The following is a 25,005-nucleotide window of genomic DNA, read 5'->3' on the forward strand; positions in this document are numbered from 1 at the left end:
TCTGCAGGGATTCCCTTCGATGCGCCGGTACCTCCTCTCCCTTCTGCTGGTCGCCAGCAGCTTTGCCGCCACCGCCCAGGACCGCTACGTACCCGTGGAGCAGCGTCTCAGCGCGGCCCAGCTGGCCGAAGTGGGCCTGGACGCGACCCAGCTGCAGACCCTGAACCGCTTGCTGCGCGAGGCAGAGGCATCTGCGCCTGTCCCCATGCGCGCACCGGTTGCCGCCAGCCCCGGCGCACCGTTGCCGGCCAACGTTCCCGCCCCGGCGGCGATGCACCTGGGCCTGGAAGAGGGCCCGGTCAGTGCCCGCGTGGTCGGCGACGTTGCGGGCTGGGAGCCGGGCACGGTGTTCACCCTCGACAACGGCCAGCAGTGGCAGGTGATGAAGGGCCAGATGAAGCTGCGCAAGACCCTGCAGGCACCGCAGATCGAGGTGATCCCGGGTATCGCCGGGCGCTGGTTCCTGCAGGTTGACGAAGACCTGCCGAAGGCACGCGTGTTCCGCCTGCGCTGACCGCGCGCACCGCAGCGGGCCGATCAGGCAACGCAGCCGTGGACCGACGGTGCCAGAATGGCGGTCTGGTTTCCCACGGAGTTGTCTGATGACCCGAACCGTCCTGATTACCGGCGCCACGTCCGGCTTCGGCGCCGCTGCCGTCCACCGCTTCGCCCAGGCGGGCTGGAAAGTGATCGCCACCGGCCGTCGCAGCGAACGCCTGCAGCCGCTGGTCGAGCGTTACGGCAAGGAGGTGGTGCACGCGGCCGTGTTCGACGTGCGTGATCCGGTCGCGATGGAAGCGGCGCTGCTGGCCCTGCCGCCGGCCTTCGGCGACATCGACCTGCTGGTCAACAATGCCGGTCTCGCCCAGGGCACCGCGCCGGCGCAGAGCGCCAGCCTGAAGGACTGGACGACGATGATCGACACCAACATCACCGCGCTGGTCACCCTGACCCATCGCCTGTTGCCGCAGCTGGTGGAGCGCAAGGGCGCCATCATCAACATTTCGTCGGTGGCCGGTGTCTATCCGTATCCGGGCGGCAATGCCTATGGCGGCACCAAGGCCTTCGTCAGCCAGTTCTCGCTGGGCCTGCGTTCGGACCTGCACGGTACCGGCGTGCGGGTGACCACCATCGAGCCGGGCATGGCCGAAACCGAGTTCACCGTGGTCCGCACCCATGGCGACCAGGTCGCGTCGGACAAGCTGTATACCGGCGCCAACCCGATGACCGCCGAGGACATCGCCGAGCAGATCTTCTGGGTAGCGAGCCTGCCGCCGCACCTGAACATCAATCGCCTGGAGCTGATGCCGGTCAGCCAGTCGTTCGCCGGCTTCCAGGTTGCCCGCGAGGGCTGATCTGCGCCCTGGATGCGTACAGGCAAAAAAAAGCCGGGCAACGCCCGGCTTTTTCATTCATGCCTGCAGACTTACTGCGCCTTGATCGCCATCGCCTGCAGGCCGGTGCCATCCAGCTTCTGCTTGGCTTCGGAAAGCTCACCGGCGCTGCCATAGGGCCCCATGCGTACGCGGTACACGGTCTTGCCGTTGATCTGCGCCGATTCCACGCGTGCAGCCAGGCCCATCATCGCCAGCTTGGCTTTGGTCGCTTCAGCATCACCGGAAGCGCCGAATGCACCTGCCTGCAGGATGTAGCGGGCATTGTCGGCCGGTGCCGGGGCTGCCGCAGCGCTGGCGGCGGCCGGCGCGGCTTCGCTGCGTGCCGCAGGAGCGGCGGCAACGGTGCTGGCCGGCGCGGTGGTGCCGGCTGCCGGCGTCGCTGCTGTCGGGCGTTCACTTACCGGGGTCGGCAGCGGACGGCTGGTGGCGGTCACCGGTGCGGTGCTGGCAACGCTCGCCGTCGCCGCAGGTGCGGCGGCCGCAACCGCCGGCACCGGCTTGCCTTCCAGTGCGGCCTGCGCGCGCTGCGCTTCGGCCTTGGCCCGGCGCTGGTCTTCGGCACGCGCGCTGGCGGCCAGTTCGGCGTCGGACATTTCAACTTCCTTGCCCGGCAGCAGGGTGTAGAAGTCGTACTGGGTGGCGGCCGGCTTTTCCGGTTCGGCCGGTTTCGGCGTGGCCGGCTGTGCGGCCGGCTGGGTGCCGACATCGCTTTCGCCATCGGCCACCGGCGCCGGCTGCGCGTTCGGGTTCGGCTGCGGACCGGCGCGCAGGAAGCCATCGCCCTCGCCCTTGAACAGGTTCGGCGCCGCCAGGAACACCACGGCGGCGATCGCCACGCCGGCAACCAGCCACACCCATCCGGGCGTGCCTTGGCTGCTGTTGCGCCGAGCCTGTGTCTTGCCGCGTCGTGCTGCCATGTCTACTGCGTCTCCTGAGACTTACATTTTTTCCGGGGCGGAAACGCCCAGGAGGTCGAGGCCGTTGGCCAGTACCTGGCGCGCTGCGCAGGCCAGGGTCAACTTGGCATTGCGATCGGTCGCGTCGTCCACCAGCACCGGCGTCCCGTGATACCACGTGTGGAAGGCGTGTGCCAATTCGCGCAGGTACTGCGCGACCAGGTGCGGCTCCAGCGCCACGCCGGCCGCTTCCACCACTTCCGGATAACGCGAGATCTCGTTCATCAGGGCCAGCGATGCGTCATCGTCCAGACGGCCCAGGTTGGACAGGCCAGTACCCTGTTCGTAGACCAGACCCTTCTCCTGCGCCTGGCGCAGCAGGCTGCACACGCGGGCATGGGCGTACTGCACGTAGAACACCGGGTTGTCGTTGCTCTGCTGGCGGGCCAGGTCGATGTCGAAGGTCAGCTGCGAATCGGGCTTGCGCGCGATCAGGAACCAGCGGGTCGCGTCGCGGCCGGCTTCTTCGATCAGGTCGCGCAGGGTGAAGTAGCTGCCGGCACGCTTGGACAGCTTCACTTCCTCGCCGCCGCGCATGACGGTCACCATCTGGTGCAGCACGTATTCCGGCCAGCCCTGCGGGATGCCCACTTCCATCGCCTGCAGGCCGGCACGCACGCGCGCCAGCGAACCGTGGTGGTCAGCGCCCAGCTCGGTGATCGCGCGCTCGTAGCCGCGCTGCCACTTCGACAGGTGGTAGGCCACGTCCGGCACGAAGTACGTGAAGGTGCCGTCGGACTTGCGCATGACGCGGTCCTTGTCGTCACCGAAGTCGGTGCTGCGCAGCCACAGCGCGCCGCCTTCTTCATAGGTATGGCCCGACGCCTGCAGCTTGGCTACCGCCTCGGCAACCTTGCCATCGGCGTACAGCGAGCTTTCCAGGAAGTAGATGTCGAAATCCACGCCGAACGCGGCCAGGTCCAGGTTCTGCTCGTTGCGCAGGTAGGCCACGGCAAAGCGACGGATCGCCTGCATGTCGTCCGGGTCCTTGGCGCCAACCACGAGGGTGCCTTCCAGGTCGACGCTGGCGCCGGACATGTAGGCGCGCGCCACGTCGGCGATGTAGTCGCCGCGATAGCCGCCTTCCGGCCAGCCTTCCTGGTCCGGAACGATGCCCTTCACCCGGGCCTGGGTCGACAGCGCCAGGTTCTCGATCTGCACGCCGGCATCGTTGTAGTAGAACTCGCGCTTGGCGTTCCAGCCGTTGGCATCGAGCACGCGTGCCACGCAGTCGCCGATGGCCGCAGCGCGGCCGTGGCCGACATGCAGGGGACCGGTCGGGTTGGCCGACACATACTCCACGCCCACCGTGCGGCCATTGCCGGACAGGTTGCGGCCGTAATCGGCGCCTTCCTTGATCACGGTGACGGCTTCACGCTGGTACGCGGCCGGTGCCAGGTGGAAATTGATGAAACCGGGGCCGGCGATCTCGACCTTGCTGACGTCTTCGCTGCGCGGCAGCGCCTCGACCAGCGCCTGCGCCACTGCGCGCGGATTGCTGCGCGCGGCTTTGGCCAGCAGCATCGCGGCGTTGGTGGCGAAGTCGCCATGGTCGCGGGTCTTCGGGCGCTCGACCACGAAGTCCGGCGGCAGGGAGTCGACGGGCAGGGTGCCATTGGCGCGCAAGGCTTCGATGCCTTGGCTGATCAGGGCGCGGAGGAGATTTTTCACGAGGCCTGCTGTGAGAATGAGCGGCGGAATCGCCCATTTTAGCGCAGATGCCGGCCCCAACGCTGACCGGGGCCTGCCTGCCAAGGCAGGCGTGGCCGCCTGCTGCCGCGGGGATCATCCGACCAGACGGGCCTGAAGCGGCGGTAGGAGACCCCGTTCAGCAAACGAAACGGGACGCCCCTCGCCCACCACGAAGTGGTCCAGCAGGCGGATGTCGACCAGGGCGAGGGCCCGATGCAGCTCTTCGGTGATCTGTGCGTCGGCGGCCGAGGGTTCCGGGTCGCCGGAGGGGTGGTTATGGCTGAGGATGACCGCGGCGGCGTTGTGCAGCAGGGCTCTGCGGACCACTTCGCGGGGGTAGACCGGGGCTGCGTTGATGGTGCCGGCGAACAGTTCCTCGCAGGCGATCAGGCGGTGGCGGTTGTCCAGGAACAGGACCACGAACAGCTCCCGGGCCTGCCCGCGCAGACGGTGCTGCAGGTAGCGGCCGACGGTCACGGGATTGTTGCCGACCGCTTCGCCCTGCTGCAGTTCAGCGGCCAGGTAGCGGTGGGCCAGTTCCAGCCCTGCGGCCAGCGTGCAGCTGCGCGCCGGCCCCAACCCAGGCAGTTTCGACAGTTCGCGGGCGGGGCGGTCCAGCAGCACCCGCAATGGACCGTGGGCGAGCAACAGGTCGCGCGCGGTCTGTACGGCGTCCCGGCCGCCAATGCCGGAACCCAGGAACAGGGCCAGCAGTTCGGCGTCGGACAGTGACGTGGGCCCCCGGGCCAGCAGCTTCTCGCGGGGGCGCTCTTCTTCGGGCCATTCATGGATGGGCATGGTGCCCATCATGGCGATCATCGCCGACCGCTCCCATAAGCGCTTGCCGTACCCGTGGGTCGGCCAAGTCCTCAGTCGCGCCGGGTCTGCAGGTAGTCGTACAGCTCCTGGTTGCTCTGCAGGCCAAGCTTGCGCATGGCTTCGGCCTTCTGCCGGCTGATCGTCTTCGGGCTGCGACCGCTGCGGTCGGCGATGGCATTGATGTTCAGGCCGTCGGTCAGCAGTTGCAGCACTTCCAGTTCGCGTGTCGATAACGCGGCCGGTGGATGCGGGAACAGCAGATCGCGGGCCTGCAGGTGGCGCCGCAGCTGATCGGAAACGAATATCTGCCCTGCCATGGCGGCATGCAGGGCCTGCGGCAACTCGGCGAAGTCGGCGCTCTTGTCGACCAGGCCGTGTACGCCATCGCGTAGCAGGCCATCGAGCAACCCCGGGTGCCGGGCCCCGGTCAGCACCACCACGGGAAGGTCGGGATGGCGTTGCCGCAGCACGGCCAGCAGTGCGGGACCGTCCGGGCCCGGGCCGGGCATGGACAGGTCGGTGAGTACGGCATGGCAGGGCTGCTGCACCAGCAGCTGCAGCAGTCCAGCACCGTCGGCAGCGGCACCGGCCACGTCCATCTGGTGACGCTCGAGCACGATTCGGATGCCGTGCAGGACGACCGGATGGTCGTCGGCAATGATGATGCGCGGTTGCACGGGAAACTCCTGGGAAATCGAACGGCGCACCAAGGTGGCCTGCGACGATTCTGCAAAGAGGGGACGCGAAGAGGTATAGGAAAGTTCCGAAACGGAGCGCCGCAAACCCGGAAAGCTCCGTGGGGGCTGTCCATGTGCTGATAGCCGCCCGCTATGTGCTGCGTGCACCGGGACGTTGCTGGCCTTCGGGTAAGCTAACGCCCTCGTTTGCACAGGAATTCCAGGTGGCTGATTCTCCCAACGCTTCCCCGACGCGGATCCGCGCGCTGGAAGGCCAGAAACTGCTCTTGTGTGTCGGCGGCGGGATCGCGGCCTACAAGGCCCTGGAACTGGTTCGACGCCTGCGTGATGCCGGTGCGCTGGTGCAGGTGGCGATGACGGCCGGCGCCCAGCAGTTCGTTACACCACTCAGCTTCCAGGCCCTTTCCGGCCAGCCGACCCGCACCACGTTGTGGGACAGCGCGGCCGAACAGGCCATGGGCCACATTGAACTGGCACGCTGGGCCGATCGCATCGTGATTGCGCCGGGCACCGCCGACCTGCTGGCACGCCTTGCCCAGGGCCACGCCGACGACCTGGTCAGCACCCTGTGCCTGGCCAGCACCGCGCCGCTGACCGTGTGCCCGGCGATGAACCATCGGATGTGGCTGCATCCGGCCACCCAGGCCAATATCGCCCTGCTGCGCCAGCGTGGCGCGCAGGTGATCGGTCCGGTCGATGGGCCGCTGGCCGAAGGCGAGTCCGGCCCTGGCCGTCTGGCCGAGCCGGGCGACATCGTCGCCGCCCTGGCCGCCAACGGCACTGCTGCCGCCGTCGCTGCAGCGCCGGAGACGCATGCGCTGCAGGGTCTGCGCCTGCTGATCAGCGCCGGCCCGACCTATGAAGACATCGATCCGGTGCGTTACGTGGGCAACCGCAGCAGCGGCAAGATGGGGTACGCGCTGGCCGCCGCTGCCGCCGGGCTCGGTGCCCAGGTGGTGCTGGTCAGTGGCCCGGTGCAGCTGCCGACGCCGTCCGGCGTGCAGCGCATCGATGTGCGCTCTGCCGCGCAGATGCGCGAGGCGGTACTGAATGCGCTGCCGGCCGACATCTACATCGGTGCTGCCGCCGTTTCCGATTACACCCCGCGCCAGGTGGCCGCGCAGAAGCTGAAGAAGACCGCCGACAGCCAGTCGCTGGTGATCGAGCTGGTGCGCACCCCGGACATCCTGGCCGAGGTTGCCGCGCAGACGCAGTCGTTGAAGCTGGTGGTCGGCTTTGCCGCCGAGACCCACGATGTGGAGAAATATGCGCGCGGCAAGCTGGTCGACAAGCGCCTGGACCTGGTGATCGCCAACCAGGTGGGCATCAGCGGCGGTGGTTTCGAAAGCGACAACAATGCCGCCACGGCCTTCTGGCAGGATGGCGAACAGGTATTCCCGGCTACTTCCAAGCGTGAGCTGGCCGAACAACTGCTGGCGCTGATCGCGCGGAGACTCCAGGCATGACCCAGGCAAGCAACACCCACGGATTCACCCCCCAACCGTTGCAGGTCAAGCTGCTCGACCCGCGCTTCGGTGACAGCTGGCCGCTGCCGGCCTATGCCACCGAAGCCAGCGCCGGCATGGATCTGCGCGCGGCGCTGGAAACCGCGCTGACCCTGCAGCCGGGCGATACCGCACTGGTCCCCAGCGGGCTGGCCATCCATATCGCCGACCCGCATCTGTGTGCGGTGATCCTGCCGCGTTCGGGCCTGGGCCACCGCCATGGCATCGTGCTCGGCAACGGCACCGGCCTGATCGACGCCGACTACCAGGGGCCGCTGCTGATCAGTGTCTGGAACCGTGGCCGCGAGGCCTTCACCATCGAGCCGGGCGATCGCATCGCGCAGCTGGTGGTCGTGCCGATTGCCCGCGTCAGCCTGCAGGTGGTGGATACTTTCACCGACAGCGTGCGGGGAACGGGTGGATTCGGCCATACCGGGGTGCGTTGACAGGGGACATCGATGAGCGGCATCGGGGAAGCACAGCGGGGAAAGTCGTTGGGACGGAGCGCGCCATTGCTGGGTGTGCTGCTGGTACTGCTGGCCGCTTGGTTCGGCTGGAGCGCGGTACAGCAGTGGCGGCAGGCAGCCAGCGGGGACGCGCTGGAACAGGCGCGCGACCAGGCCGTGCAAGGGCTGCAGCAGGCCGCCTCCGGCCAGTTGCAACAGCTGCAGCAGCAGTTGAAGGGCGACCGCGTCCAGCAGGCGCTGCAGGCGGGTGATGCCGCCGGCGCCGCGCTGGCGCTGCGGGAAAGCTGGACCGGCGTCGAGCAGGTGGAGGTGCTGGGCGCTGACCTGGCCGCGGGCTACGTCGATGCGGCCACCTTTGGATATGCACGTCTGGCCCTGCTGGAATCGGCGCTGGCCGATGGCAAGGCAACCCTGCGCGTGGTCCGCGATGGCGGCGGCAACCGTCTGGGTCTGGCCGCGCCGGTACAGCTGGCCGGTGTCGGACCGGCGGTGGTGTATGTGCGCCAGCCGCTGCTGCGGTTGACCGCACCGCTGGACCAGGTGCGCGCCCCCGGCAACGGTTTCCTGGCGCTGCGCCAAGGAACGCACAACATCGTGGTGCAGGGCGATACCGGCCTGTCCGAGAGCGCCGAGGCAATGGCGCGCCCGGTGGCCGGAACCCCGCTGCGACTGGCCGCCGGGGTGCCCAATGTGGAACCCGGCCCACTGGGACTGGGAGCCCTGGCCAGCGCGATTGTCGCCCTGCTGCTGGCCTTCATCGCGGTACTGCTGGTGGTAGGCCGTGGCCGACTGCCGAAGTCACTGCCGCTGCCCAGCCGGCGCAGCGCGGTGGCCGACGCCGATCACGGCCCGACCCTGCGTGAAAGCCTGCAGATGGCGCCGCCGACGGTACCCGGCGAGGCAGTGGCCGAGGCTGCGCCGCCTCCGCCGCCGCCGGTTCCCGCTGAGGAACTGGCTGCGGGCATCTTCCGCGCCTACGACATCCGCGGCGTGGTCGGCAGCGAACTGACGGCGCGCACCGCCGCGCTGATCGGCCAGGCCATTGGCACCGTCGCCCTCGAGCAGGGCCTGCGCGAGGTGGTGATCGGCCGCGACGGGCGCCTGTCCGGTCCGGAACTGTCGGCGGGGCTGGCCGAAGGCCTGCGGCGTGCCGGCTGTGCGGTCATCGATATCGGCCTGGCGCCGACCCCGGTGGTGTATTTCGCCGCCTTCCACCTGCGCACCGGTACCTGTGTAGCGGTCACCGGCAGCCACAATCCGCCGGACTACAACGGTTTCAAGATCGTCATCGGTGGTGAGACCCTGTCCGGCGATGCGATCACCGACCTTTACCAGCGCATTGTCGAAGGCCGTCTGGTCCAGGCTGCGGAGCCGGGTGATTACCAGCAGCGCGAGGTCGCCGCCGATTACATCCAGCGTATTGCCGATGACGTGCAGCTGGACCGCCCGCTGAAGGTGGTCGCCGACGCGGGCAACGGCGTGGCCGGTGCCCTCGCGCCGCAGCTGCTGGAAGCGATCGGCGCCGAAGTCATTCCGTTGTACTGCGATGTCGACGGCACCTTCCCCAACCACCACCCCGATCCCAGCGAACCGGCCAACCTGGAAGACCTGGTGCAGACGGTCAAGCGCTTCGGCGCCGACCTCGGCGTGGCGTTCGATGGGGATGGCGATCGCCTCGGCGTGGTCACCGCTGAAGGCAAGATCATCTACGCCGACCGTCTGCTGATGCTGTTCGCCGCCGATGTGCTGATGCGCAACCCGGGCGCGATGGTGATCTACGACGTGAAGTGCACGGGTAAGTTGTCCGATCACGTGCTGCGCAATGGCGGCAGCCCGTTGATGTGGAAGACCGGGCACTCGCTGATGAAGGCGAAGATGCGCGAGACCGACGCCGAACTGGCGGGCGAGATGAGCGGCCACTTCTTCTTCAAGGAGCGCTGGTTCGGCTTCGACGATGGCCTGTACGCCGCTGCACGCCTGCTGGAGATCCTGGCCCAGCGCGAAGAAGCGCCGGACGAAGTGCTGGCCGAACTACCGGAAATGGTGGCGACGCCGGAGCTGAAGGTGCCGGTGGCCGAGGGAACCCCGCATGCGTTGGTGGCGATGCTGGTGGCTGCTGCGCAGTCGCCGGACAACCCGTATGTCGGCGGTCGCCTGTCGACCATCGACGGCCTGCGGGTGGACTTCGCCGACGGCTGGGGCTTGGTGCGCGCGTCCAACACCACGCCGGTGCTGGTGCTGCGCTTCGAAGGCAACGACGAAGCGGCACTGGAGCGCATCCAGGCGCTGTTCCGCAGCCAGCTGCAGCCGGTGCTGGGCGACACCCCGCTGGGATTCTGAGGTGCCGCCGGGCTGCGCCCGGCACCCGCCGAATCCACGTCAACGTCTTGAACCGCTGGCTTCCTGCGGGATGGCGGGGTGGGTCCGGTCGCGGGGGCGCTGCAAGTACGTCCATGTAAGCTCGGTCGCCGCATCCATGCGGCTCACGCCCCCGCAACCGGACCCACCCCGCCTTCGACAGATTTCCGGCTGCTCTTGGTAGGTGTCGACCTTGGTCGACACGGTAGATCCACGCCATGCGTGGATGCGCTTCGATGGATGTCCATCCACGCATGGCGTGGATCTACTTGTCTGGTGGGTGCCGACCGTTGGTCGGCACACCTCACCCCTTGAACCGCAACCCCACACCGGGCTCGGTGAACAGGTAGCGTGAATCCAGCGCCGAGTCGCCCAGCTTGTGCCGCAGCTTGCCGACCAGGATGCGCAGGTAGTGGGTGTCGTGCTGGTGGGTGGGTCCCCAGATTTCCTGCAGGATCTGCGGTTGGGTCACCACGCGCCCGGCATTGCGCAGCAGCAGCGACAGCAACGCGTACTCCTTGCGGGTCAACGCCACCAGTTCGCCATCGATCGCCACTTCGCGGCGCACCAGGTCCACATGCAGGTGGCCGTCGTCGAACACCGGCGGCGTGCCATCGGTCGGCACGCTGCGTGTGCGCAGCAGCGCCCGCACCCGTGCCATCAGCTCCTGGGTACCGAAGGGTTTGGTCACGTAGTCGTTGGCGCCGTTGTCCAGTGCACGCACCTTCTCGGTTTCGCCGGCACGCACGGTCAGCATGATCACCGGCACCTGGCTCCACTGCCGCAGCTGTTCCAGCACCTCGTGGCCTTCCATGTCCGGTAGGCCGATGTCCAGGATCACCAGGTCCATGTCCTCGCTGGCGGCCATCTGCAGGCCTTCCTGGCCGGTCGCAGCCTGGCGCACCTGGTAGCCCTGCGCGCGCAGGCTGATGTCCAGGAACCGGCGGATCTGGGTTTCATCGTCGATCACCAGCACGCGTGGGGCCGGCGCGCTGGCGTCAGTCGGGGTCGGACTCATCGTGGGAGGCTGGCTTGAGCAGGGGCAGGGTGATGCGGATCAGGGTACCGCGACCGTCGCGCCCGGGCAGCGCCTGCACGCTGCCGCCATGCGCGCCGATCATGCCCTGGCAGATGGTCAGGCCGAGGCCGGTGCCGTGGCGGCCGCGGTCGCCGCGTTCGACGCTGTAGAACATATCGAAGATCCGCGCGCGCTCGTCGTCGGGAATGCCGGGGCCGGCATCGATCACGTCGATACGCAGCTGACCATCCAGTTCGCGCGCCAGCACCTGCACGGCGGCATCGGCCGGCGAGAACTTGCCAGCGTTCTCCATCACATTGAACACTGCCTGCTCGACCAGTGCCGGATGCACCCAGATCGGTGCCAGCGTCGCCGGAATATCCAGCTCCAGCCGCACCTTCGGCTGGTAACGCTGCAGGCGGCGGGCGGCCGAACCAATCAGCTCATCCACGCCTATCCAGTCGCGGTTGATCTTCAGGCCCTCGTGGCCCAACCGGGTCATGTCCAGCAGGTTCTGGATGTAGCGGTCCAAGCGCTCGCCTTCTACCAGGATGGTGTCCAGCAAGGCGCGGCGGTCGGCCAGATCCATCGCCGCGCCGTAGCTGGCCAGGCTGTCGGCCGAGCCGATCATCGCCGCCAGTGGCGAGCGCAGGTCGTGCGACACCGAGGAGAGCAGGGCAGAGCGCAGCCGTTCGGTCTCGTTGCTGACGTGCGCCTGTTCCAGCTCGGCCACCAGGCGCGTGCGCAAGGCGGCCTGGGCGATGTCATCAACCATCGCTTCGGCCAGTTGGCGCTGTTCGGGCAGCAGCCGCGCCTGCGCACCCGGCAGGTACAGGCCGGCCACGCCGATCGCACGGTCCTCGCCGTCCAACAGCGGCAGGAACCACCATTGCGCGCCAGCGAGGGTATCGGTGAAGCGGCCACTGGGCTGGCCATGGCGCAGGGCCCAGTCGGCCGCTGCCAGGTCGGTATCACCGGGCAGGTGACGGCCACCGGCGGCGATATCGGCGCCGATCCGCAGCCATGCCGGAACATCCATGGCCTGTTCCAGCGCATGCCGGCCGGCCTGTGCCACTTCACCGTTGCCGGCTGCGCTGGCCAGCTGCCGGCCCAGTTGCTGGCGCGCACGCGCATGGCGGTTGGCCGCGCGCAGGGCGATCACCTGCATGCGCAGGCGCGACGCCAGGCGTCCGGCAACCAATGCCGCCGCCAGGAACAGGAACACGGTGATCACGCCCTGTCGCGCGCCGATGGCGAAGGTGAAGCGCGGCGCGATGAACAGGAAGTTGTAGGCGAGGAAACACAGGATCGCCGCCATCACCGCGACGCTGGCGCGGGTACGCGCGGCTACCACCACAACGGCCACGATGAACACCATCGACAGATCGGCCATGCCCACCCAGCGTTCGGCCAGCCACGCCACCAGGCAGGCCAGCGCAGTAGCCAACAGCGCCTGCAACGGCTCGTGGCTGATCCCACGCATCGGTGGCAGCAGGCCTTCACGACGGGAGCGCGCCCGCGCCTGCGGCGTGCTGATGATGGTGATCTCGTAATGCGCGCCGCGCTGGATCAGCTGCTGGGTCAGGGTGCGGTTGAACATCCGCGCCAGTGGTCGCTCGCGGGTGCGGCCCAGTACCAGGGTCGATACGCCGTTGTGCGCGGCGTGGTCGAGCAATGCATCGGCGATGCTTGAGCCGTGCAGCAGCTCGGCTTCGCCACCCAGGCGGCGGGCCAGCGCGAACGCCGCATCGATCTCGCGCCGCGTTGCTTCGTCCTGGCGGCGTCCCTGCACCGTCACCACCGTCCACGGTGCATCGCGGCGTTCGGCGATGCGGCGCGCCACCCGCACTAGGTATTCACTCTGGCCGCCGCCATCGATCGCCACCAGCACACCACGTCGCAGCGGCAGATTGCTCTCACCGCGCGCGGCGCGCGCTTCGCGCAGGCTGCTGTCGACGCGGTCGGCCGCTTCCTGCATGGCCAGTTCGCGCAACGCGGTCAGGTTGGCCGGCGAGAAAAACGCCTGCAGTGCATGCGCGGCCTGCTCGGGCACGTACACCTTGCCCTGCTGCAGGCGCGCGATCAGTTCGCGCGGCGGCAGATCGACCAGCACGATGTCGTGCAGGCGGTCGAGCACGCCGTCCGGGACCGTCTCGCTGACGCGTACGCCGGTGATGCGCATCACCACATCGTTGAGGCTTTCCAGATGCTGGATGTTGACCGTGGTCCAGACGTCGATGCCGGCGTCCAGCAGTTCCATCACGTCCTGCCAGCGCCGTTCATGGCGGCTGCCCGGCGCATTGCGGTGGGCCAGCTCGTCCACCAGCACCAGCGCCGGCCTGCGCGCCAGCACGGCGTCCAGGTCCATCTCCTGCAGGTCGTGGCCATGGTAGGCCACGTCCTTCAGCGGCAACCGCGGCAACCCTTCCAGCAGGGCCTGGGTATCGGCACGGCCGTGGGTCTCCACCAGCCCCACTACCAGGTCCACGCCACGTCGCAGCTGTTCCTGCGCGCGGGTCAGCATCGCGTAGGTCTTGCCTACGCCGGGCGCAGCGCCGAGGAACACGGTGAGCTTGCCACCGGCTTCGCGTTGCAGGCCTTCCACCAGGGCATTGGCCTGGCGGGTCCGCAGATCAGTCATGGGAGCCGCTGTCATGGCCGCCATTGTGCGCGCAGCGGGTGCAGCCCTGCATCACGGCGCGCGTGCCGCGTGGTCCAGGGCGAAGTTCAGTGTCACCACGTTCACCCGTGGCTGGCCGAACACGCCCCATTGCCGGCCCTGCGTGTTGGCCTTCACCAGCGCCTGCACGCGCTCCACCGGCAGGCCTCGTGCACGCGCCACGCGTGCCACCTGCAGCTGTGCTGCTGCCGGCGACAGCTGGGGATCGAGGCCGCCGCCGGACTGGGTGACCAGATCGGCAGGTACCTGCGCAGGCGTTACGCCTTCGCGCGCGGCCACTGCCGCAGTGCTCGCCGCCACGCGTTCGGCCAGCGCCGGGTTGCTGCGAGCCAGGTTGGAACCGGCCGCTGCCATCGGGTCGTAGTTGGCCGCCGATGGTCGTGCCTGGAAGTAGCCATCGCCGGTGAATGGCTGCGACAGCCATGCCGAAGCACGCACCTGGCCGCTGCCATCACGCAGCAGGCTGCCTTCGGCCTGCGCCGGGAAGGACAGGCCGGCGAAACCGGTGGCGATGCCGGCGTAGACCGCACCGGCCAGCAGCAGGGTGGCCACGCCCAGGCCGATGGCCGGGCGCCAGCTGGCGCCATCCTGCAGCGTCGCCACGCGCGCCTCGCTCTTCAGCTCGCGGGAAAGGGAAGGGGAGTCAGAACGGTTCATGCGCCGAATACCAGAACAAGAAGAAGGTCGATCAACTTGATTGCCGCGAACGGCAGCAGCACGCCACCCAGGCCGTACACCAGCATGTTCCGGCGCAGCAGCGCCGTTGCGGTGGCCGGGCGGAAGCGCACACCGCGCAGCGCCAGCGGAATCAGGGCGGGAATCACCAGGGCATTGAAGATCAGCGCCGCCAGCACCGCATTGCGCGGGCTCGACAGCTGCATCACGTTCAACGCGGCCATCGCAGGCACGGTGGCGGCAAACAACGCCGGCAGGATCGCGAAGTACTTGGATACATCGTTGGCCAGCGAGAACGTGGTCAGCGCGCCGCGGGTGATCAGCTGCTGCTTGCCCACCTCCACCACCGCCAGCAGCTTGGCCGGATCCGAATCCAGGTCGACCATGTTGCCGGCCTCCTTGGCCGCCTGCGTGCCTGAATTCATCGCCAGGCCAATGTCTGCCTGGGCCAGCGCCGGCGCATCGTTGGTACCGTCGCCGACCATCGCCACCAGGCGGCCACCGGCCTGCTCGGCACGGATGCGTGCAAGCTTGTCCTCCGGCCGCGCCTCGGCGATGTAGTCGTCCACACCGGCTTCGGCAGCGATCGCGGCGGCCGTCAGCGGGTTGTCGCCGGTGATCATCACCGTGCGGATGCCCATCGCCCGCAGCTGTGCGAACTTCTCGCGCATGCCGTGCTTGACCACGTCCGACAGCTCGATCACGCCCAGCACATGGCGACCCTCGGCCACCACCAGCGGCGTGGCACCATTGCGTGCGACCTGGTCCACGCGCCCGGCCAGTTCGGCCGGCACGGTGCCGCCGAGCGCCTGCACATGGGCGCGGATCGCATCGGCAGCGCCCTTGCGGATCTGCCGGCCGTGCATCAGGTCGACACCGGACATGCGGGTCTGCGCGCTGAAGGCCAGGTAGTCGGCCTGGTCCGGCTCGGCGGTGGTGCAGCCCTGCTCACGGGCCAGGCGCACGATCGACTTGCCTTCCGGCGTCGGGTCGGCCAGCGAAGAGAGCAGCGCCGCCTCACGCAGCTGGTCGGCGTCGATCCCGGCCAGTGCATGGAAGTGGCTCGCCTGGCGGTCGCCGTAGGTGATGGTGCCGGTCTTGTCGAGCAGCAGCACGTCGACGTCACCGGCCACTTCCACCGCCTTGCCCGACTTGGCCAGTACGTTGGCGGCCAGCGCACGGTTCATGCCGGCGATGCCGATGGCCGGCAGCAGGCCACCGATGGTGGTCGGGATCAGGCATACCAGCAGCGCGATCAGCAGCAGCGGATCAACCTTGACGCCCACCGAGGCACCGATCGCCGGCAGCGTTGCCACCACCACTAGGAACGTCAGCGTCATCGCCGCCAGCAGCAGGGTCAGCGCGATTTCATTCGGTGTCTTCTGCCGGTTGGCGCCTTCCACCAGCGCGATCATCCGGTCCAGGAAGCTGTGCCCCGGCTCGGCGGTGATGCGTACGACGATCTGGTCGGACAGCACCTTGGTGCCGCCGATCACGCCGGAGCGATCCGTACCCGCCTCGCGCAGCACCGGTGCCGACTCGCCGGTCACCGCCGCTTCGTTGATGGTGGCCAGGCCCTGCACGATCTCGCCGTCGGCCGGTACCAGCTCGCCGGCACTGACGATCACGTGGTCACCGGGGCGCAGCTCGGCGGCCGGCACCTGGGTTTCGCTGGCACCGGCCTGCGCCGACGCCAGACGGCGCGCCACCAAGTCCTGGCGGGCGCGGCGCAGCGAGGCGGCCTGACCACGGCCACGTGCTTCGGCCACGGCCTCGGCGAAATTGCCGAACAGCACGGTGACCAGCAGGATCGCCGTCACCGCCAGGCCGAAGCCCAGTGGCGCATTGCCGGTGAGGGTGATGATCGCGGCGACGATCGTGCCGGCCATCACCACCGCCATCACCGGGCTGCGCACCAGGTGCATCGGCGAAAGCTTGCGTACGGCCTCGATGAGCGCGCGGCGCAGGCCGGCGGCATCGAGCAGGGCCGGGCGGGACGCCACGGAGGAGGAACGGTTTGCGGTTGCGTGACTACTCATGGGGGTGTCCTCAGTGCAGTCCCAGGCTCAGGTGGTCGGCGATCGGGCCGAGTACCAGCGCCGGCATGAACTGCAGCACGGTCAGGATGACGATCACCGAGACCAGGGTCAGGGCGAACGTCGGCGTTTCGATCTGCAGGCTGCCAGCCGATTCAGGGGCCTGCCGCTTGGCGGCCAGCTGCGCGGCCACCACCAGCGGGATGATCAGCAGCGGGAAGCGGCCCAGCAGCAGCACCAGCGAGCAGCTCAGGTTCCACCACGGCGTGGCGTCGCCCAGGCCCTCGAAGCCCGAGCCGTTGTTGGCGTAGGCCGAGACATACTCGTAGAACACCTGGCTGATGCCGTGGAAACCGGGATTGGAGGTACCGGCCAGACCGGGCACGGCCAGCGTGATCGCGGTGAACAGCAGCAGGGTGATCGGCTGCAGCAGCACCAGCAGGGCCAGCAGGCGCACCTGTGGCGTTTCCAGCTTGCGACCGAACAGCTCCGGCGTACGGCCGGTCATCAGCCCTGCCAGGAACACACCCAGCAGCAGGTACACGATGAATTGCTGCAGGCCGCAGCCGATGCCGCCCCAGATCGCGCTGACCAGCATGTTGACCATCGCCAGGCCGCCAGACAGCGGGCTCAGCGAATCGTGCATGCCGTTGACCGAACCGTTGGAGACCTGGGTGGTCACCGCCGCCCACAGCGCGGTGCCATCGGCGCCGAAGCGCACTTCCTTGCCTTCCATCAGCAGCGGCGTGGCCGCGCTGCCGCTATGGCCCTCGCTCCACACCATCGCGCCGGTGGACAGCAGCGACATGCCGAGCATGCAGCTGAACACCAGCGCGCCGAAACGACGGCGCCCGGTGAACGCACCGATCATGAAGATCACCGCCATCGGCACCAGCAGGATGCCGATCACCTCCAGCATGTTCGACACCGGGGTCGGGTTCTCCAGCGGGAAGCTGCTGTTCGGGCCATACCAGCCGCCACCATTGGCGCCCAGCTGCTTGGCCGCGACCATCGCCGCAACCGGACCCAGCGGCAGCTTCTGCTGCGCCATGCCGGCGCTGGCATCGATCGGCGTGGCCTGCGGGCCACCAGCCATCGTGGAGGGCACGCCCTGGCTGGTCAGCAGCAGCGTCCATACCAGGCACAGCGGCAACAGGAAGCGCACGCACAAGCGCACGACGTCCGTGTAGTAATTGCCCACCGCCACCTGGCGGTCATCGCCCGCGACGGGCGCGGTGACCGATTTCGGCGCACGCGAGAACAACGCCCGCAGCGTCGCCACGGCCAGCGCCAGGCCCATCATCGGCGTCACCACCTGCAGGCCGGTGATGCCGGTCATCTGCGAGAAGTAGGACAGCTGCGCCTGGCCGGAGTAGTGCTGCTGGTTGGTGTTGGTCAGGAACGAGATCATCGTGTGCAGCGCCGTGTCCCAGCGCATGTTCGGGATCTGGTCCGGATTCAACGGCAACCACGCCTGGGTCATGAACACGGCCTGGGTCAGCACCGCGATCACCACGTTGCTGAGCACGAACGCCAGCACGTAGCCCCGCCAGGACATCGAACGTGAAGGATCGACGCCGAGCACCTTGTACAGCGGCTTTTCGATCCAGTGGAACAGCACGTCGACCTTCATCGGCGTGCCGCGCATCACCCGGGCAAGATAGAGGCCCAGGGGCCAGGCCAGCAGCAGGCTGGCGGCAAGAATGGCAAGAATTTCAGTCATGGCAGGCTCCGCTCAGAACGACTCGGGCCGCAGCACGACATAAAGAAGATAGGCGGCGGCAACCAGCACCAGCACGCCACACAGCAACGACAGCCAGGGGGACATGGAATTGAGACCTGGTGGAACCCCTCCACCTCAGGCCGTCATCGTCGTCCCCACCCCCATAAACGCACTACGCGCCGGACCGGGCCGACGCGTAAAGAGTGCATAAATTTCAGGGTCCAGGCCGTAACCCGGCATCCGCCAGCGCCGGGCCATGGCGGGCGAGCCGCGCGGTGCTCAACCCGTCGGGGTCTGTGCCGGAGCCGCCTCCGGCGCCAATCCCTTCAGCTGCCGATAGCGCTGCAGGCTGCTTTCGATCTCGACCTTCAATGCCTGCTGCTGCTGTTCGAAGCTGGCCAGCAGCCGCTGCTGCGACTTCAGCTGCGCATGGCGCTGGGCGATCGCCTGGGCCTGCTTGTCGGCCACCTTGCCGCCGGCCAGTTCGCGGTCACCGGCGGCAGCAAGCAGGGCCACCAGCGAATCGCGCAGGCTGGCCACGTTGTACTGGGCGGTCTTGAGGTTGTTGTCGAGCACCTCCTGGCGCTCGGCGAACACGCGCCGCAGCGCGTTCTCATCACCGTAGGTGGTCAGCATCGCCTGTTCGGTGCGCTGGCGGGTCTGTTCGGCCATCTGGTCCAGCTGGGCCTGCGCCGCCGCCGTGCTGGCGGCAGCGCGTTCCTCATCGCTCAACGCGCGCTGCACCTGCGCATTACGCAGGCCGCTGTTGGCGCTGAACTCATCGCGGGCGTGGTTGACCGCATCGGCTGGCAGCGCATCGCTGCAGATCCGCTCCTTGCCCTCGTTCCAGCAGTACAGCTTCTTGTCTGCGGCCTTGCCGCCGGACTGTGCCAGCAGTGTCTGCGGCATCACCAGCAGCAGGCTGGCAGCAACGATGGCAGGAACTCGGAACATGCGACCTTCCCCTGATGGTCAGCGCGTGGAACGGACGCCGTACTGGGCGCGATAGGCCTCCAGCGGCTGCCGGTAGCCTACAAGTTCCGGATTTCCGGACGCGAAATCAAGCAGGTCGGCCAGTGTCGCCACGGCGATCACCGGGATGCCGGCTTCTTCGGCCACGGCCTGTGCGGCCGAGCGATGGTCGCTGTCCGAGGCGATCTCCTGGCGGTCCAGGGCCACCACGATGCCGGCCGGAATGCCGCCCGCAGCGCGGATGATCGCCAGCGCCTCGCGGATGGCGGTGCCGGCGGTGATCACGTCGTCGACGATCAGCACGCGCTTGCCGGTCATGTCGGCGCCGATCAACTGGCCGCCTTCACCATGGTCCTTCACTTCCTTGCGGTTGAACGACAGCGGCAGGTCGCGGCCACGCTGGGCCAGCTCGCAGGCCATTGCGGTGGCCAGCGGAATGCCCTTGTAGGCCGGGCCGAACACCACGTCGTACTTGATCCCGGTGGCGTCGATGGCGTCGGAATAGCACGCGCCCAGCTGCGACAGCAGGGAACCGGAGTCGAAACGGCCGGCGTTGAAGAAATAGGGGCTCAGCCGGCCGGACTTGAGGGTGAACTGGCCGAAGCGCAGGGCATCGGCGGTCAGGGCCAGCTGCAGGAAACGGTGACGGTGGTCGCTCATCAAAACTCGATTCATCTTCATTTGGAGCGCAAATCCTAATCCAGCTGGGCCTTCTGCGCTCGTCCGGCCCCTTCACGCGGGTATCCGGGACGGCCCCCGCGGGCTGCTCAGCCCGGCAGGCAACCGGTATGCTTGCCCGGTTTCCCGCCGTAGGTTCTTCCGCATGCGCATCATCAGTTTCAATGCCAATGGCATCCGTTCGGCCGCCACCAAGGGCTTCCTCGACTGGTTCCGTGGCCAGGACGCCGACGTCCTCTGCATCCAGGAGACCAAGGCCCAGGAAGACCAGCTGACCGACCCGATGTTCCGCCCGGACGGCCACCATTGCTTCTACCGCGATGCCATCACCAAGAAGGGCTACAGCGGCGTGGCGATCTACAGCAAGCGCGAACCGGACCAGGTCATCACCTCGCTGGGCTGGGCCCCGTTCGACGACGAAGGCCGCTACATCGAGGCACGCTTCGGCAACCTCAGCGTGGTCTCCTTCTATATCCCGTCCGGCAGTTCGGGCGACCTGCGCCAGGGCTTCAAGTTCGAAGTGATGGAGTGGCTGCGGCCGATCCTCGAAGAATGGGCGCGCAGCGGCCGCGACTACGTGCTGTGTGGCGACTGGAACATCGTCCGCTCGGCGCTGGACATCAAGAACTGGAAGTCCAACCAGAAGAACTCCGGCTGCCTGCCCGAAGAACGCGACTGGCTCAATGCCCTGTGCGCCGACCACGGCCAGGCCACCGATGTGGCCAGCGGTCGCGGCTGGGCCGATGCCTATCGCCTGCTCAATCCGACCGGCGAGGACTACACCTGGTGGAGCAACCGTGGCGCCGCCCGCGCCAACAACGTGGGTTGGCGAATCGACTACCAGTTCATCACCCCAGGCCTGCGTGACCGCCTGCGCAGCTGCTCGATCTACCGCGACCAGCGCTTCTCCGACCACGCACCGTTCATCGTGGACTACGACCTGTGACCGAGGCTGCCAAGCCGGCCGGCTACAAGGGCTGGGCCGGCATCAAGCGTGCGTTCGGCACGCCCTCGGCGCTCACCATGGCCCTGCTGGGCTTCGGCAGCGGCCTGCCGTTCCTGCTGATCGCCTCGCAGACCCTGTCCACCCGCCTGCGCGATGTCGGCCTCGATCTGGGCAGCATCGGCCTGATCAGCCTGGCCAGCTTCTTCTACCTGCTCAAATTCGTCTGGGCGCCCCTGCTGGATCGCTACGCGTTTCCGTTGCTGGGTTTCCTCGGCCGCCGCCGCTCGTGGCTGCTGGTCTCGCAGATCCTGGTGCTGGTGGGCCTGGTTGCACTGGCGTTCGTGCGGCCGGAGCAGGGCGTGTGGCCGCTGGTGGCCTGGGTACTGGTGGCGTCGTTTGCAGGCGCCACCCAGGATTCGGTGGTCGACGCCTACCGCATCGAGATCGCGCCGCAGACCGCGCAGGCCGCCCTGGCCGCCACGTACACGCTGGGCTATCGCATCGGCCTGATCCTGGCCGGCGCCGGCGCCTTGTACCTCGCACAGTTCGAAGGCTGGATCATTGCCTACCTGGCCATGGCCGCCCTGATGATCGTGCCGATCATCACCACCCTGTTCTGCCGCGAGCCCGAGCGTCCGGCCAACGCCGTGCAGCGCCGCATCGACATTGCCGAAGCGTTCGTACAGCCGATCACCAGCTTCTTCAGCCGCAACGGCATGGCACTGGCATTGGCATTGCTCGCGTTCGTCGGGTTCTTCAAGTTTCCCGACCAGGTCATCGGCGTGATGGCCGGACCTTTCTATCTCGACTCGGGCTTCGACAAGGCCGACATCGCCACCGTATCGAAGCTGTTCGGCGTGTGGATGGGTATTGGTGGCGCGTTCATTGGCGGTATCGCCGTCGCCGCCTTCGGTTTCCGCCGGATGCTGCTTGTCGCGGCGCTGGGCGTAGCCCTGTCCAACCTGGCCTTCCTGCTGATGGCGCACAATCCGGGGCAGTTGTGGGCGTTCTACGCTGCGCTCAGTGCCGACAACCTGTTCCAGGGCTTCGCCGGCACGGTGCTGGTGGCATTCATGTCTTCGCTGACCGATCGCAACTTCACCGCGACCCAGTACGCCCTGCTGGTATCGCTGGCCAACCTGCCGGGCAAGTTCGTCGGCGGCGTCTCCGGCTACATCGTGGAAGCGACGTCCTACAGCACCTTCTTCATGCTCAGCGCCGTCACGGTGGTGCCGACCATGCTGCTGCTGGCCTGGCTGTGGCCACGCATCCTTGATCGTGGACCGTCACCCGCCGCCTGATTGCCTGTCCGCGCTTACTGCGGGATGATCGCCCCGACGCGCCGAGGGGGCGGTGCCTTGCGAACGGGGAAGTGAGCATGGCCGACGTAGTGCTGCGGGACCTGGACCCGCTGCTGCTGGAACGCATCAAACGGGTCTCGGTTGCCCGAGGCTGGACCCATGAACAAACCTGCGCGGTCCTGCTGGAGCAGGGCCTGTTCAGCAGTGAACTGGAGGTCCGCTCCGGTTTCGGCGATCCTGAAGTCGACGCCCTGTCCGACGCGATCGCCGCACTGCAGGCCCTCCCTGCCGGCCAAGGCTTCGATTGATCTGATGTCGGGTCGCCGGGCCATGCCCGGCGGATGGCGTCACTTCATGCCAAATGGATCGCCCCGAGAATCCGCGGCCCCTTCGCCCCGGTCACGCTCGGCAGGTTGCCCGCCAGCCCGTCCATCGTCCGCTGCGCCAGCCACGCAAACCCCATTGCCTCCACATACTCCGGGTCCAGCCCGTGCAATGCCGTGGATTCGACCACCACGCCCGGCAGTCGCGCCGCCAGCCGCCGCATCAACTGCGCGTTGCGCACACCGCCGCCGCATACCAGTACCCGGCGGGTGTCCGGCTGCTGGGCCAGCAGCGCATCCACCACCGTCGCCGCGGTCAGCTCCAGCAGCGTCGCCTGTACATCGGCGGCGGCAAACTGGCCTTCCTCCATGTGCGCTTCGGCCCACGGCAGGTGGAACTGCTCGCGCCCGGTGCTCTTGGGCGGCGGCAGCGCGAACCACGGGGCCGCGCGCCAGCCGGCCAGCAGGCTGTCATCCACCGCACCACTGGCCGCGTAGGCACCGTCAGCGTCGAAGCTGCGCCCGGTATGGCGCTGGCACCAGGCATCCATCAGCGCATTGGCGGGGCCGGTATCGAAGCCACGCACGACGCCTTCGCGCGGAATCAGGGTCAGGTTGGCGATCCCGCCCAGATTCAGCACCGCACGGTCTTCATCGGCCGCACCCAGCATGCCCAGGTGGAAGGCCGGCATCAGCGGCGCGCCATGGCCGCCTGCTGCAACGTCGCGGCGGCGGAAATCGCACACGGTGGTGATGCCGGTCAGTTCGGCGATGCGGTTGCCGTCGCCCAGCTGCAGGGTGAACGCCGGATCGGCCAGCGGTCGATGGCGCACCGTCTGCCCGTGCGAGCCGATGGCCCGCACCTGCGAACGCTCGACACCGGCTTCGTCCAGCAGCTGGTTGGCGGCGGCGGCGAAGCTGATCGCAATCCGCGCGTCCAGCTCGCCCAGCTCTTCCAGCGACTGCAGCGGACCGCCTTCACCGAGCGCTACCAGCCGCGCCCGCAGCACCGGCTCCCAGCGGGCGGTCAGCCCATGCACGAAGCGGCAACCTCCGTCGGCCGGGAACTGCACCAGCGCGGCATCGATGCCGTCAGCGCTGGTGCCTGACATGAGGCCCAGGTAGAGGGGGAGGGACGGATCGGCAGTGGTGTTCATGGCGGGCATAAAAAAAGGACACGGCAAGCTTGTGCTGCCGTGTCCTCCTTCGTCAACGCAGGGCTCAGCCGCGCTTGCGGCCTGCCGGCGCCTTGTCCTTGGCGCTGGCCACCTCGGTGGTCGCGCTTTCGGCGGCCGGGGCGGGGCTGGCGTCGGCGTAGATCAGCTTCTCCATGCCCTGGATGCGGGCCATCGCCGGCGCGGTCTGCGCCCGGAAGGCCACCAGCTCGGCGCCCTTCAGCGGCTCCGGCGGCGGCATGGTCACCGTCAGGGGGTTGCGGTGCTCGCCGTTGACCCGGAATTCGTAGTGCAGGTGCGGGCCGGTCGCCAGGCCGGTCGAGCCGACGTAGCCGATCACCGTGCCCTGGGCCACGCGCTGGCCGTTCTTGATCCCGGCAAAGCGCGACATGTGGCCGTACAGGGTGGTGTGGCCGCGGCCATGGTCGAGGATCACCACGTTGCCGTAGCCGCGCTGCACGCCGACAAACTGCACCCGCGCGTCGCCGGCGGCCATGATCGGGGTACCGGTGCGCGCGGCATAGTCCACGCCCTTGTGCATGCGCATCTTGCCCAGCACCGGGTGCTTGCGCGCGCCGAAGGTCGAGCTCAGCCGCGCAAACGGGATCGGCATGCGGATGAAGCTCTTCTTCAGCGAACGGCCACTGATGTCGTAGTACTCGGACTTGCCGTTGCGGTCGAAGCGGAAGCCGGAATAGGTCTTGCCGCCAGTAGTGAAGGTCGCGGCCAGGATCTTGCTGGTATCGACCTTCTCGCCCTCGCGCCAGGTCTCGTCCATCACCACGCTGAAGCGGTCGCCCGGCTGCAGGTCCTTGGAGAAGTCGATGTCGTACTTGAAGATGTCGTCGGTCATCGTCGCGATTGCCGATGGCGACAGTCCTGCGCGACGCGCAGCCGCATACAGCGAACTGGTGATCTCGCCACTGGTAACCACCGTCCGCGTGGACGTCTCGCGCTTGGTCACCGTTTCCTTGATGTCATCGCCGCTCAGGCTCAGCTCGACCCGGTTGTCGGCATCGCGGTCGAAGCGGATGCTGCGCAGGTCACCGGACAGCGGCATGTCGAAGGCGATCTCGGCGCCCGGGCGCAGCTTGGTCAGCGATTCGCGCGCACCTGGATGGTCCAGCACCCGGTGCAGGGTGGTCGCGGAGATACCGGCCTTGTCGAACAGGTCGCTCAGGGTCTGCCCGCGCTGTACCCGCAGCACCTGCCAGCTGTCACCGGGGATCTGCTGCTGGCGGGCCATTGCCAGCGGGGGCAACGGCAGGGCCAGGCTGGTGTGGCTGTCGGCGTAGGGGGCATCGATGGTGTGCGAGAAGCCCGGCACGATGGTGGCTACCAGTGCGCCGATGGTCACAAACAGGCTGGCGTGCATCCAATGACGGCGCGTCCAGCGCTCATTGAACGCAGCGGGGAGGTGTTGCCTCAGCTTCCGGTGCAGGGCGTTGTCGTGCAGGACGTGGAGTCGTTCCTGGAAGCGCTGCTTGCGTGCGCGGCCTTGATCGGAATTGAGCATCAGATGTCGGTCTCTGGCTGACCCGGGAACGCGGGCCCAAACGCCGGTAACATAGACACCTAACAAATTC

The 25,005-nt window shown here is 68.0% G+C and carries 22 protein-coding genes; 8 read left to right on the plus strand and 14 right to left on the minus strand.

The window, feature by feature from the left end; genetic code table 11:
- Nucleotides 1-19 precede the first annotated feature (19 nt).
- Both QP457_RS01765 and QP457_RS01770 read left to right on the plus strand, forming a co-directional pair.
- Nucleotides 20-514 (plus strand): hypothetical protein, encoded by a 495-nt coding sequence (locus QP457_RS01765; RefSeq protein ID WP_205405827.1) that lies wholly within the window; start codon nucleotides 20-22, stop codon nucleotides 512-514.
- Between the two features lie 88 nt (nucleotides 515-602).
- The gene (locus QP457_RS01770) at nucleotides 603-1,355 is read left to right on the plus strand and encodes an SDR family NAD(P)-dependent oxidoreductase (protein ID WP_100554492.1); all 753 of its coding nucleotides are present in this window, start codon (nucleotides 603-605) and stop codon (nucleotides 1,353-1,355) included.
- A gap of 71 nt (nucleotides 1,356-1,426) precedes the next feature.
- On the opposite strand, the gene QP457_RS01775 is transcribed toward QP457_RS01770, so the two are convergent.
- The 4 genes from QP457_RS01775 to QP457_RS01790 form a co-directional block, all read right to left on the minus strand.
- Nucleotides 1,427-2,314, minus strand: a complete 888-nt coding sequence (locus QP457_RS01775; protein WP_100554493.1) for an SPOR domain-containing protein — start codon at nucleotides 2,312-2,314, stop codon at nucleotides 1,427-1,429.
- A gap of 21 nt (nucleotides 2,315-2,335) precedes the next feature.
- Complete coding sequence (argS, locus tag QP457_RS01780) at nucleotides 2,336-4,024, minus strand: arginine--tRNA ligase (protein WP_100554494.1); 1,689 nt, start codon at nucleotides 4,022-4,024, stop codon at nucleotides 2,336-2,338.
- Nucleotides 4,025-4,138: 114 nt separating this feature from the next.
- Complete coding sequence (gene radC / locus QP457_RS01785; protein ID WP_100554525.1) at nucleotides 4,139-4,843, minus strand: DNA repair protein RadC; 705 nt, start codon at nucleotides 4,841-4,843, stop codon at nucleotides 4,139-4,141.
- Nucleotides 4,844-4,914: 71 nt separating this feature from the next.
- Nucleotides 4,915-5,541 carry a response regulator transcription factor gene (locus QP457_RS01790; RefSeq protein WP_205405829.1) on the minus strand — a complete coding sequence of 209 codons (627 nt, stop codon included), beginning with the start codon at nucleotides 5,539-5,541 and terminating at the stop codon, nucleotides 4,915-4,917.
- A 224-nt stretch (nucleotides 5,542-5,765) separates the two neighbouring features.
- On the opposite strand from QP457_RS01790, the gene coaBC reads away from it, so the two are divergent.
- The 3 genes from coaBC to QP457_RS01805 are packed head-to-tail and all read left to right on the plus strand — an operon-like array spanning nucleotide 5,766 to nucleotide 9,874.
- Nucleotides 5,766-7,028: a bifunctional phosphopantothenoylcysteine decarboxylase/phosphopantothenate--cysteine ligase CoaBC gene (gene coaBC, locus QP457_RS01795; protein WP_205405831.1), complete on the plus strand. Its 1,263-nt coding sequence runs from the start codon at nucleotides 5,766-5,768 to the stop codon at nucleotides 7,026-7,028.
- Entirely contained in the window at nucleotides 7,025-7,513 is a 489-nt protein-coding gene (gene dut / locus QP457_RS01800) for a dUTP diphosphatase (RefSeq protein WP_089241345.1), read from the plus strand. Before coaBC ends, dut begins: the two co-directional genes overlap by 4 nt.
- A 12-nt stretch (nucleotides 7,514-7,525) precedes the next feature.
- A complete protein-coding gene (locus QP457_RS01805; RefSeq protein ID WP_205405833.1) occupies nucleotides 7,526-9,874 on the plus strand; it encodes a phosphomannomutase/phosphoglucomutase in 2,349 nt (782 codons plus the stop codon).
- Between the two features lie 322 nt (nucleotides 9,875-10,196).
- On the opposite strand, the gene QP457_RS01810 is transcribed toward QP457_RS01805, so the two are convergent.
- The 8 genes from QP457_RS01810 to pyrE all read right to left on the minus strand — a co-directional run bounded on the left by QP457_RS01810 (nucleotide 10,197) and on the right by pyrE (nucleotide 19,656).
- Nucleotides 10,197-10,910 (minus strand): response regulator transcription factor, encoded by a 714-nt coding sequence (locus QP457_RS01810; RefSeq protein WP_025879418.1) that lies wholly within the window; start codon nucleotides 10,908-10,910, stop codon nucleotides 10,197-10,199.
- Nucleotides 10,891-13,551: a sensor histidine kinase KdpD gene (locus tag QP457_RS01815; RefSeq protein ID WP_205405835.1), complete on the minus strand. Its 2,661-nt coding sequence runs from the start codon at nucleotides 13,549-13,551 to the stop codon at nucleotides 10,891-10,893. Before QP457_RS01815 ends, QP457_RS01810 begins: the two co-directional genes overlap by 20 nt.
- 51 nt (nucleotides 13,552-13,602) lie before the next feature.
- Nucleotides 13,603-14,247, minus strand: coding sequence for a potassium-transporting ATPase subunit KdpC (kdpC, locus tag QP457_RS01820; RefSeq protein ID WP_180164350.1), 645 nt, complete (start codon nucleotides 14,245-14,247; stop codon nucleotides 13,603-13,605).
- Complete coding sequence (kdpB, locus tag QP457_RS01825) at nucleotides 14,244-16,304, minus strand: potassium-transporting ATPase subunit KdpB (protein ID WP_025879421.1); 2,061 nt, start codon at nucleotides 16,302-16,304, stop codon at nucleotides 14,244-14,246. Before kdpB ends, kdpC begins: the two co-directional genes overlap by 4 nt.
- A gap of 10 nt (nucleotides 16,305-16,314) precedes the next feature.
- Nucleotides 16,315-18,024, minus strand: a complete 1,710-nt coding sequence (gene kdpA, locus QP457_RS01830; RefSeq protein ID WP_205405837.1) for a potassium-transporting ATPase subunit KdpA — start codon at nucleotides 18,022-18,024, stop codon at nucleotides 16,315-16,317.
- Nucleotides 18,025-18,036: 12 nt separating this feature from the next.
- Nucleotides 18,037-18,129 carry a potassium-transporting ATPase subunit F gene (locus QP457_RS01835; RefSeq protein ID WP_005407770.1) on the minus strand — a complete coding sequence of 31 codons (93 nt, stop codon included), beginning with the start codon at nucleotides 18,127-18,129 and terminating at the stop codon, nucleotides 18,037-18,039.
- A gap of 174 nt (nucleotides 18,130-18,303) precedes the next feature.
- Nucleotides 18,304-18,978, minus strand: a complete 675-nt coding sequence (locus QP457_RS01840; RefSeq protein WP_205405839.1) for a hypothetical protein — start codon at nucleotides 18,976-18,978, stop codon at nucleotides 18,304-18,306.
- 18 nt (nucleotides 18,979-18,996) lie between these two features.
- On the minus strand, nucleotides 18,997-19,656 hold the full coding sequence (gene pyrE, locus QP457_RS01845; protein ID WP_025879424.1) for an orotate phosphoribosyltransferase: 660 nt from the start codon (nucleotides 19,654-19,656) through the stop codon (nucleotides 18,997-18,999).
- Between the two features lie 163 nt (nucleotides 19,657-19,819).
- Here pyrE and QP457_RS01850 point away from each other — a divergent pair, with 163 nt between their 5' ends.
- The 3 genes from QP457_RS01850 to QP457_RS01860 all read left to right on the plus strand — a co-directional run bounded on the left by QP457_RS01850 (nucleotide 19,820) and on the right by QP457_RS01860 (nucleotide 22,229).
- Nucleotides 19,820-20,620 carry an exodeoxyribonuclease III gene (locus tag QP457_RS01850; protein ID WP_099819668.1) on the plus strand — a complete coding sequence of 267 codons (801 nt, stop codon included), beginning with the start codon at nucleotides 19,820-19,822 and terminating at the stop codon, nucleotides 20,618-20,620.
- A complete protein-coding gene (locus QP457_RS01855) occupies nucleotides 20,617-21,921 on the plus strand; it encodes an MFS transporter (RefSeq protein WP_180164342.1) in 1,305 nt (434 codons plus the stop codon). The genes QP457_RS01850 and QP457_RS01855 overlap by 4 nt, the downstream gene beginning before the upstream one ends.
- Nucleotides 21,922-21,998: 77 nt before the next feature.
- Nucleotides 21,999-22,229, plus strand: coding sequence for a hypothetical protein (locus tag QP457_RS01860; RefSeq protein WP_025879428.1), 231 nt, complete (start codon nucleotides 21,999-22,001; stop codon nucleotides 22,227-22,229).
- A gap of 44 nt (nucleotides 22,230-22,273) precedes the next feature.
- Here QP457_RS01860 and QP457_RS01865 read toward each other — a convergent pair whose 3' ends face one another.
- Both QP457_RS01865 and QP457_RS01870 read right to left on the minus strand, forming a co-directional pair.
- Nucleotides 22,274-23,401 (minus strand): anhydro-N-acetylmuramic acid kinase, encoded by a 1,128-nt coding sequence (locus tag QP457_RS01865; RefSeq protein WP_205405841.1) that lies wholly within the window; start codon nucleotides 23,399-23,401, stop codon nucleotides 22,274-22,276.
- A gap of 64 nt (nucleotides 23,402-23,465) precedes the next feature.
- Nucleotides 23,466-24,935, minus strand: coding sequence for a peptidoglycan DD-metalloendopeptidase family protein (locus QP457_RS01870; protein WP_089241321.1), 1,470 nt, complete (start codon nucleotides 24,933-24,935; stop codon nucleotides 23,466-23,468).
- Between the last annotated feature and the right edge of the window lie 70 nt (nucleotides 24,936-25,005).

The organism is Stenotrophomonas sp. As-7, assembly GCF_030291015.1.
In the GTDB taxonomy this organism is placed as follows: domain Bacteria; phylum Pseudomonadota; class Gammaproteobacteria; order Xanthomonadales; family Xanthomonadaceae; genus Stenotrophomonas; species Stenotrophomonas lactitubi.

Coding starts and splice junctions, on each gene's coding strand:
- kdpC (WP_180164350.1), bottom strand. CDS start 14,247: ATGAACCGTTCTGACTCCCCTTCCCTTTCCCGCGAGCTGAAGAGCGAG.
- kdpA (WP_205405837.1), bottom strand. CDS start 18,024: ATGACTGAAATTCTTGCCATTCTTGCCGCCAGCCTGCTGCTGGCCTGG.
- QP457_RS01765 (WP_205405827.1), top strand. CDS start 20: ATGCGCCGGTACCTCCTCTCCCTTCTGCTGGTCGCCAGCAGCTTTGCC.
- QP457_RS01860 (WP_025879428.1), top strand. CDS start 21,999: ATGGCCGACGTAGTGCTGCGGGACCTGGACCCGCTGCTGCTGGAACGC.
- QP457_RS01815 (WP_205405835.1), bottom strand. CDS start 13,551: ATGACTGATCTGCGGACCCGCCAGGCCAATGCCCTGGTGGAAGGCCTG.
- kdpB (WP_025879421.1), bottom strand. CDS start 16,304: ATGAGTAGTCACGCAACCGCAAACCGTTCCTCCTCCGTGGCGTCCCGC.
- QP457_RS01840 (WP_205405839.1), bottom strand. CDS start 18,978: ATGTTCCGAGTTCCTGCCATCGTTGCTGCCAGCCTGCTGCTGGTGATG.
- pyrE (WP_025879424.1), bottom strand. CDS start 19,656: ATGAGCGACCACCGTCACCGTTTCCTGCAGCTGGCCCTGACCGCCGAT.
- QP457_RS01835 (WP_005407770.1), bottom strand. CDS start 18,129: ATGTCCCCCTGGCTGTCGTTGCTGTGTGGCGTGCTGGTGCTGGTTGCC.
- QP457_RS01770 (WP_100554492.1), top strand. CDS start 603: ATGACCCGAACCGTCCTGATTACCGGCGCCACGTCCGGCTTCGGCGCC.
- QP457_RS01805 (WP_205405833.1), top strand. CDS start 7,526: ATGAGCGGCATCGGGGAAGCACAGCGGGGAAAGTCGTTGGGACGGAGC.
- QP457_RS01850 (WP_099819668.1), top strand. CDS start 19,820: ATGCGCATCATCAGTTTCAATGCCAATGGCATCCGTTCGGCCGCCACC.
- QP457_RS01870 (WP_089241321.1), bottom strand. CDS start 24,935: ATGCTCAATTCCGATCAAGGCCGCGCACGCAAGCAGCGCTTCCAGGAA.
- QP457_RS01865 (WP_205405841.1), bottom strand. CDS start 23,401: ATGAACACCACTGCCGATCCGTCCCTCCCCCTCTACCTGGGCCTCATG.
- QP457_RS01810 (WP_025879418.1), bottom strand. CDS start 10,910: ATGAGTCCGACCCCGACTGACGCCAGCGCGCCGGCCCCACGCGTGCTG.
- radC (WP_100554525.1), bottom strand. CDS start 4,843: ATGCCCATCCATGAATGGCCCGAAGAAGAGCGCCCCCGCGAGAAGCTG.
- QP457_RS01775 (WP_100554493.1), bottom strand. CDS start 2,314: ATGGCAGCACGACGCGGCAAGACACAGGCTCGGCGCAACAGCAGCCAA.
- dut (WP_089241345.1), top strand. CDS start 7,025: ATGACCCAGGCAAGCAACACCCACGGATTCACCCCCCAACCGTTGCAG.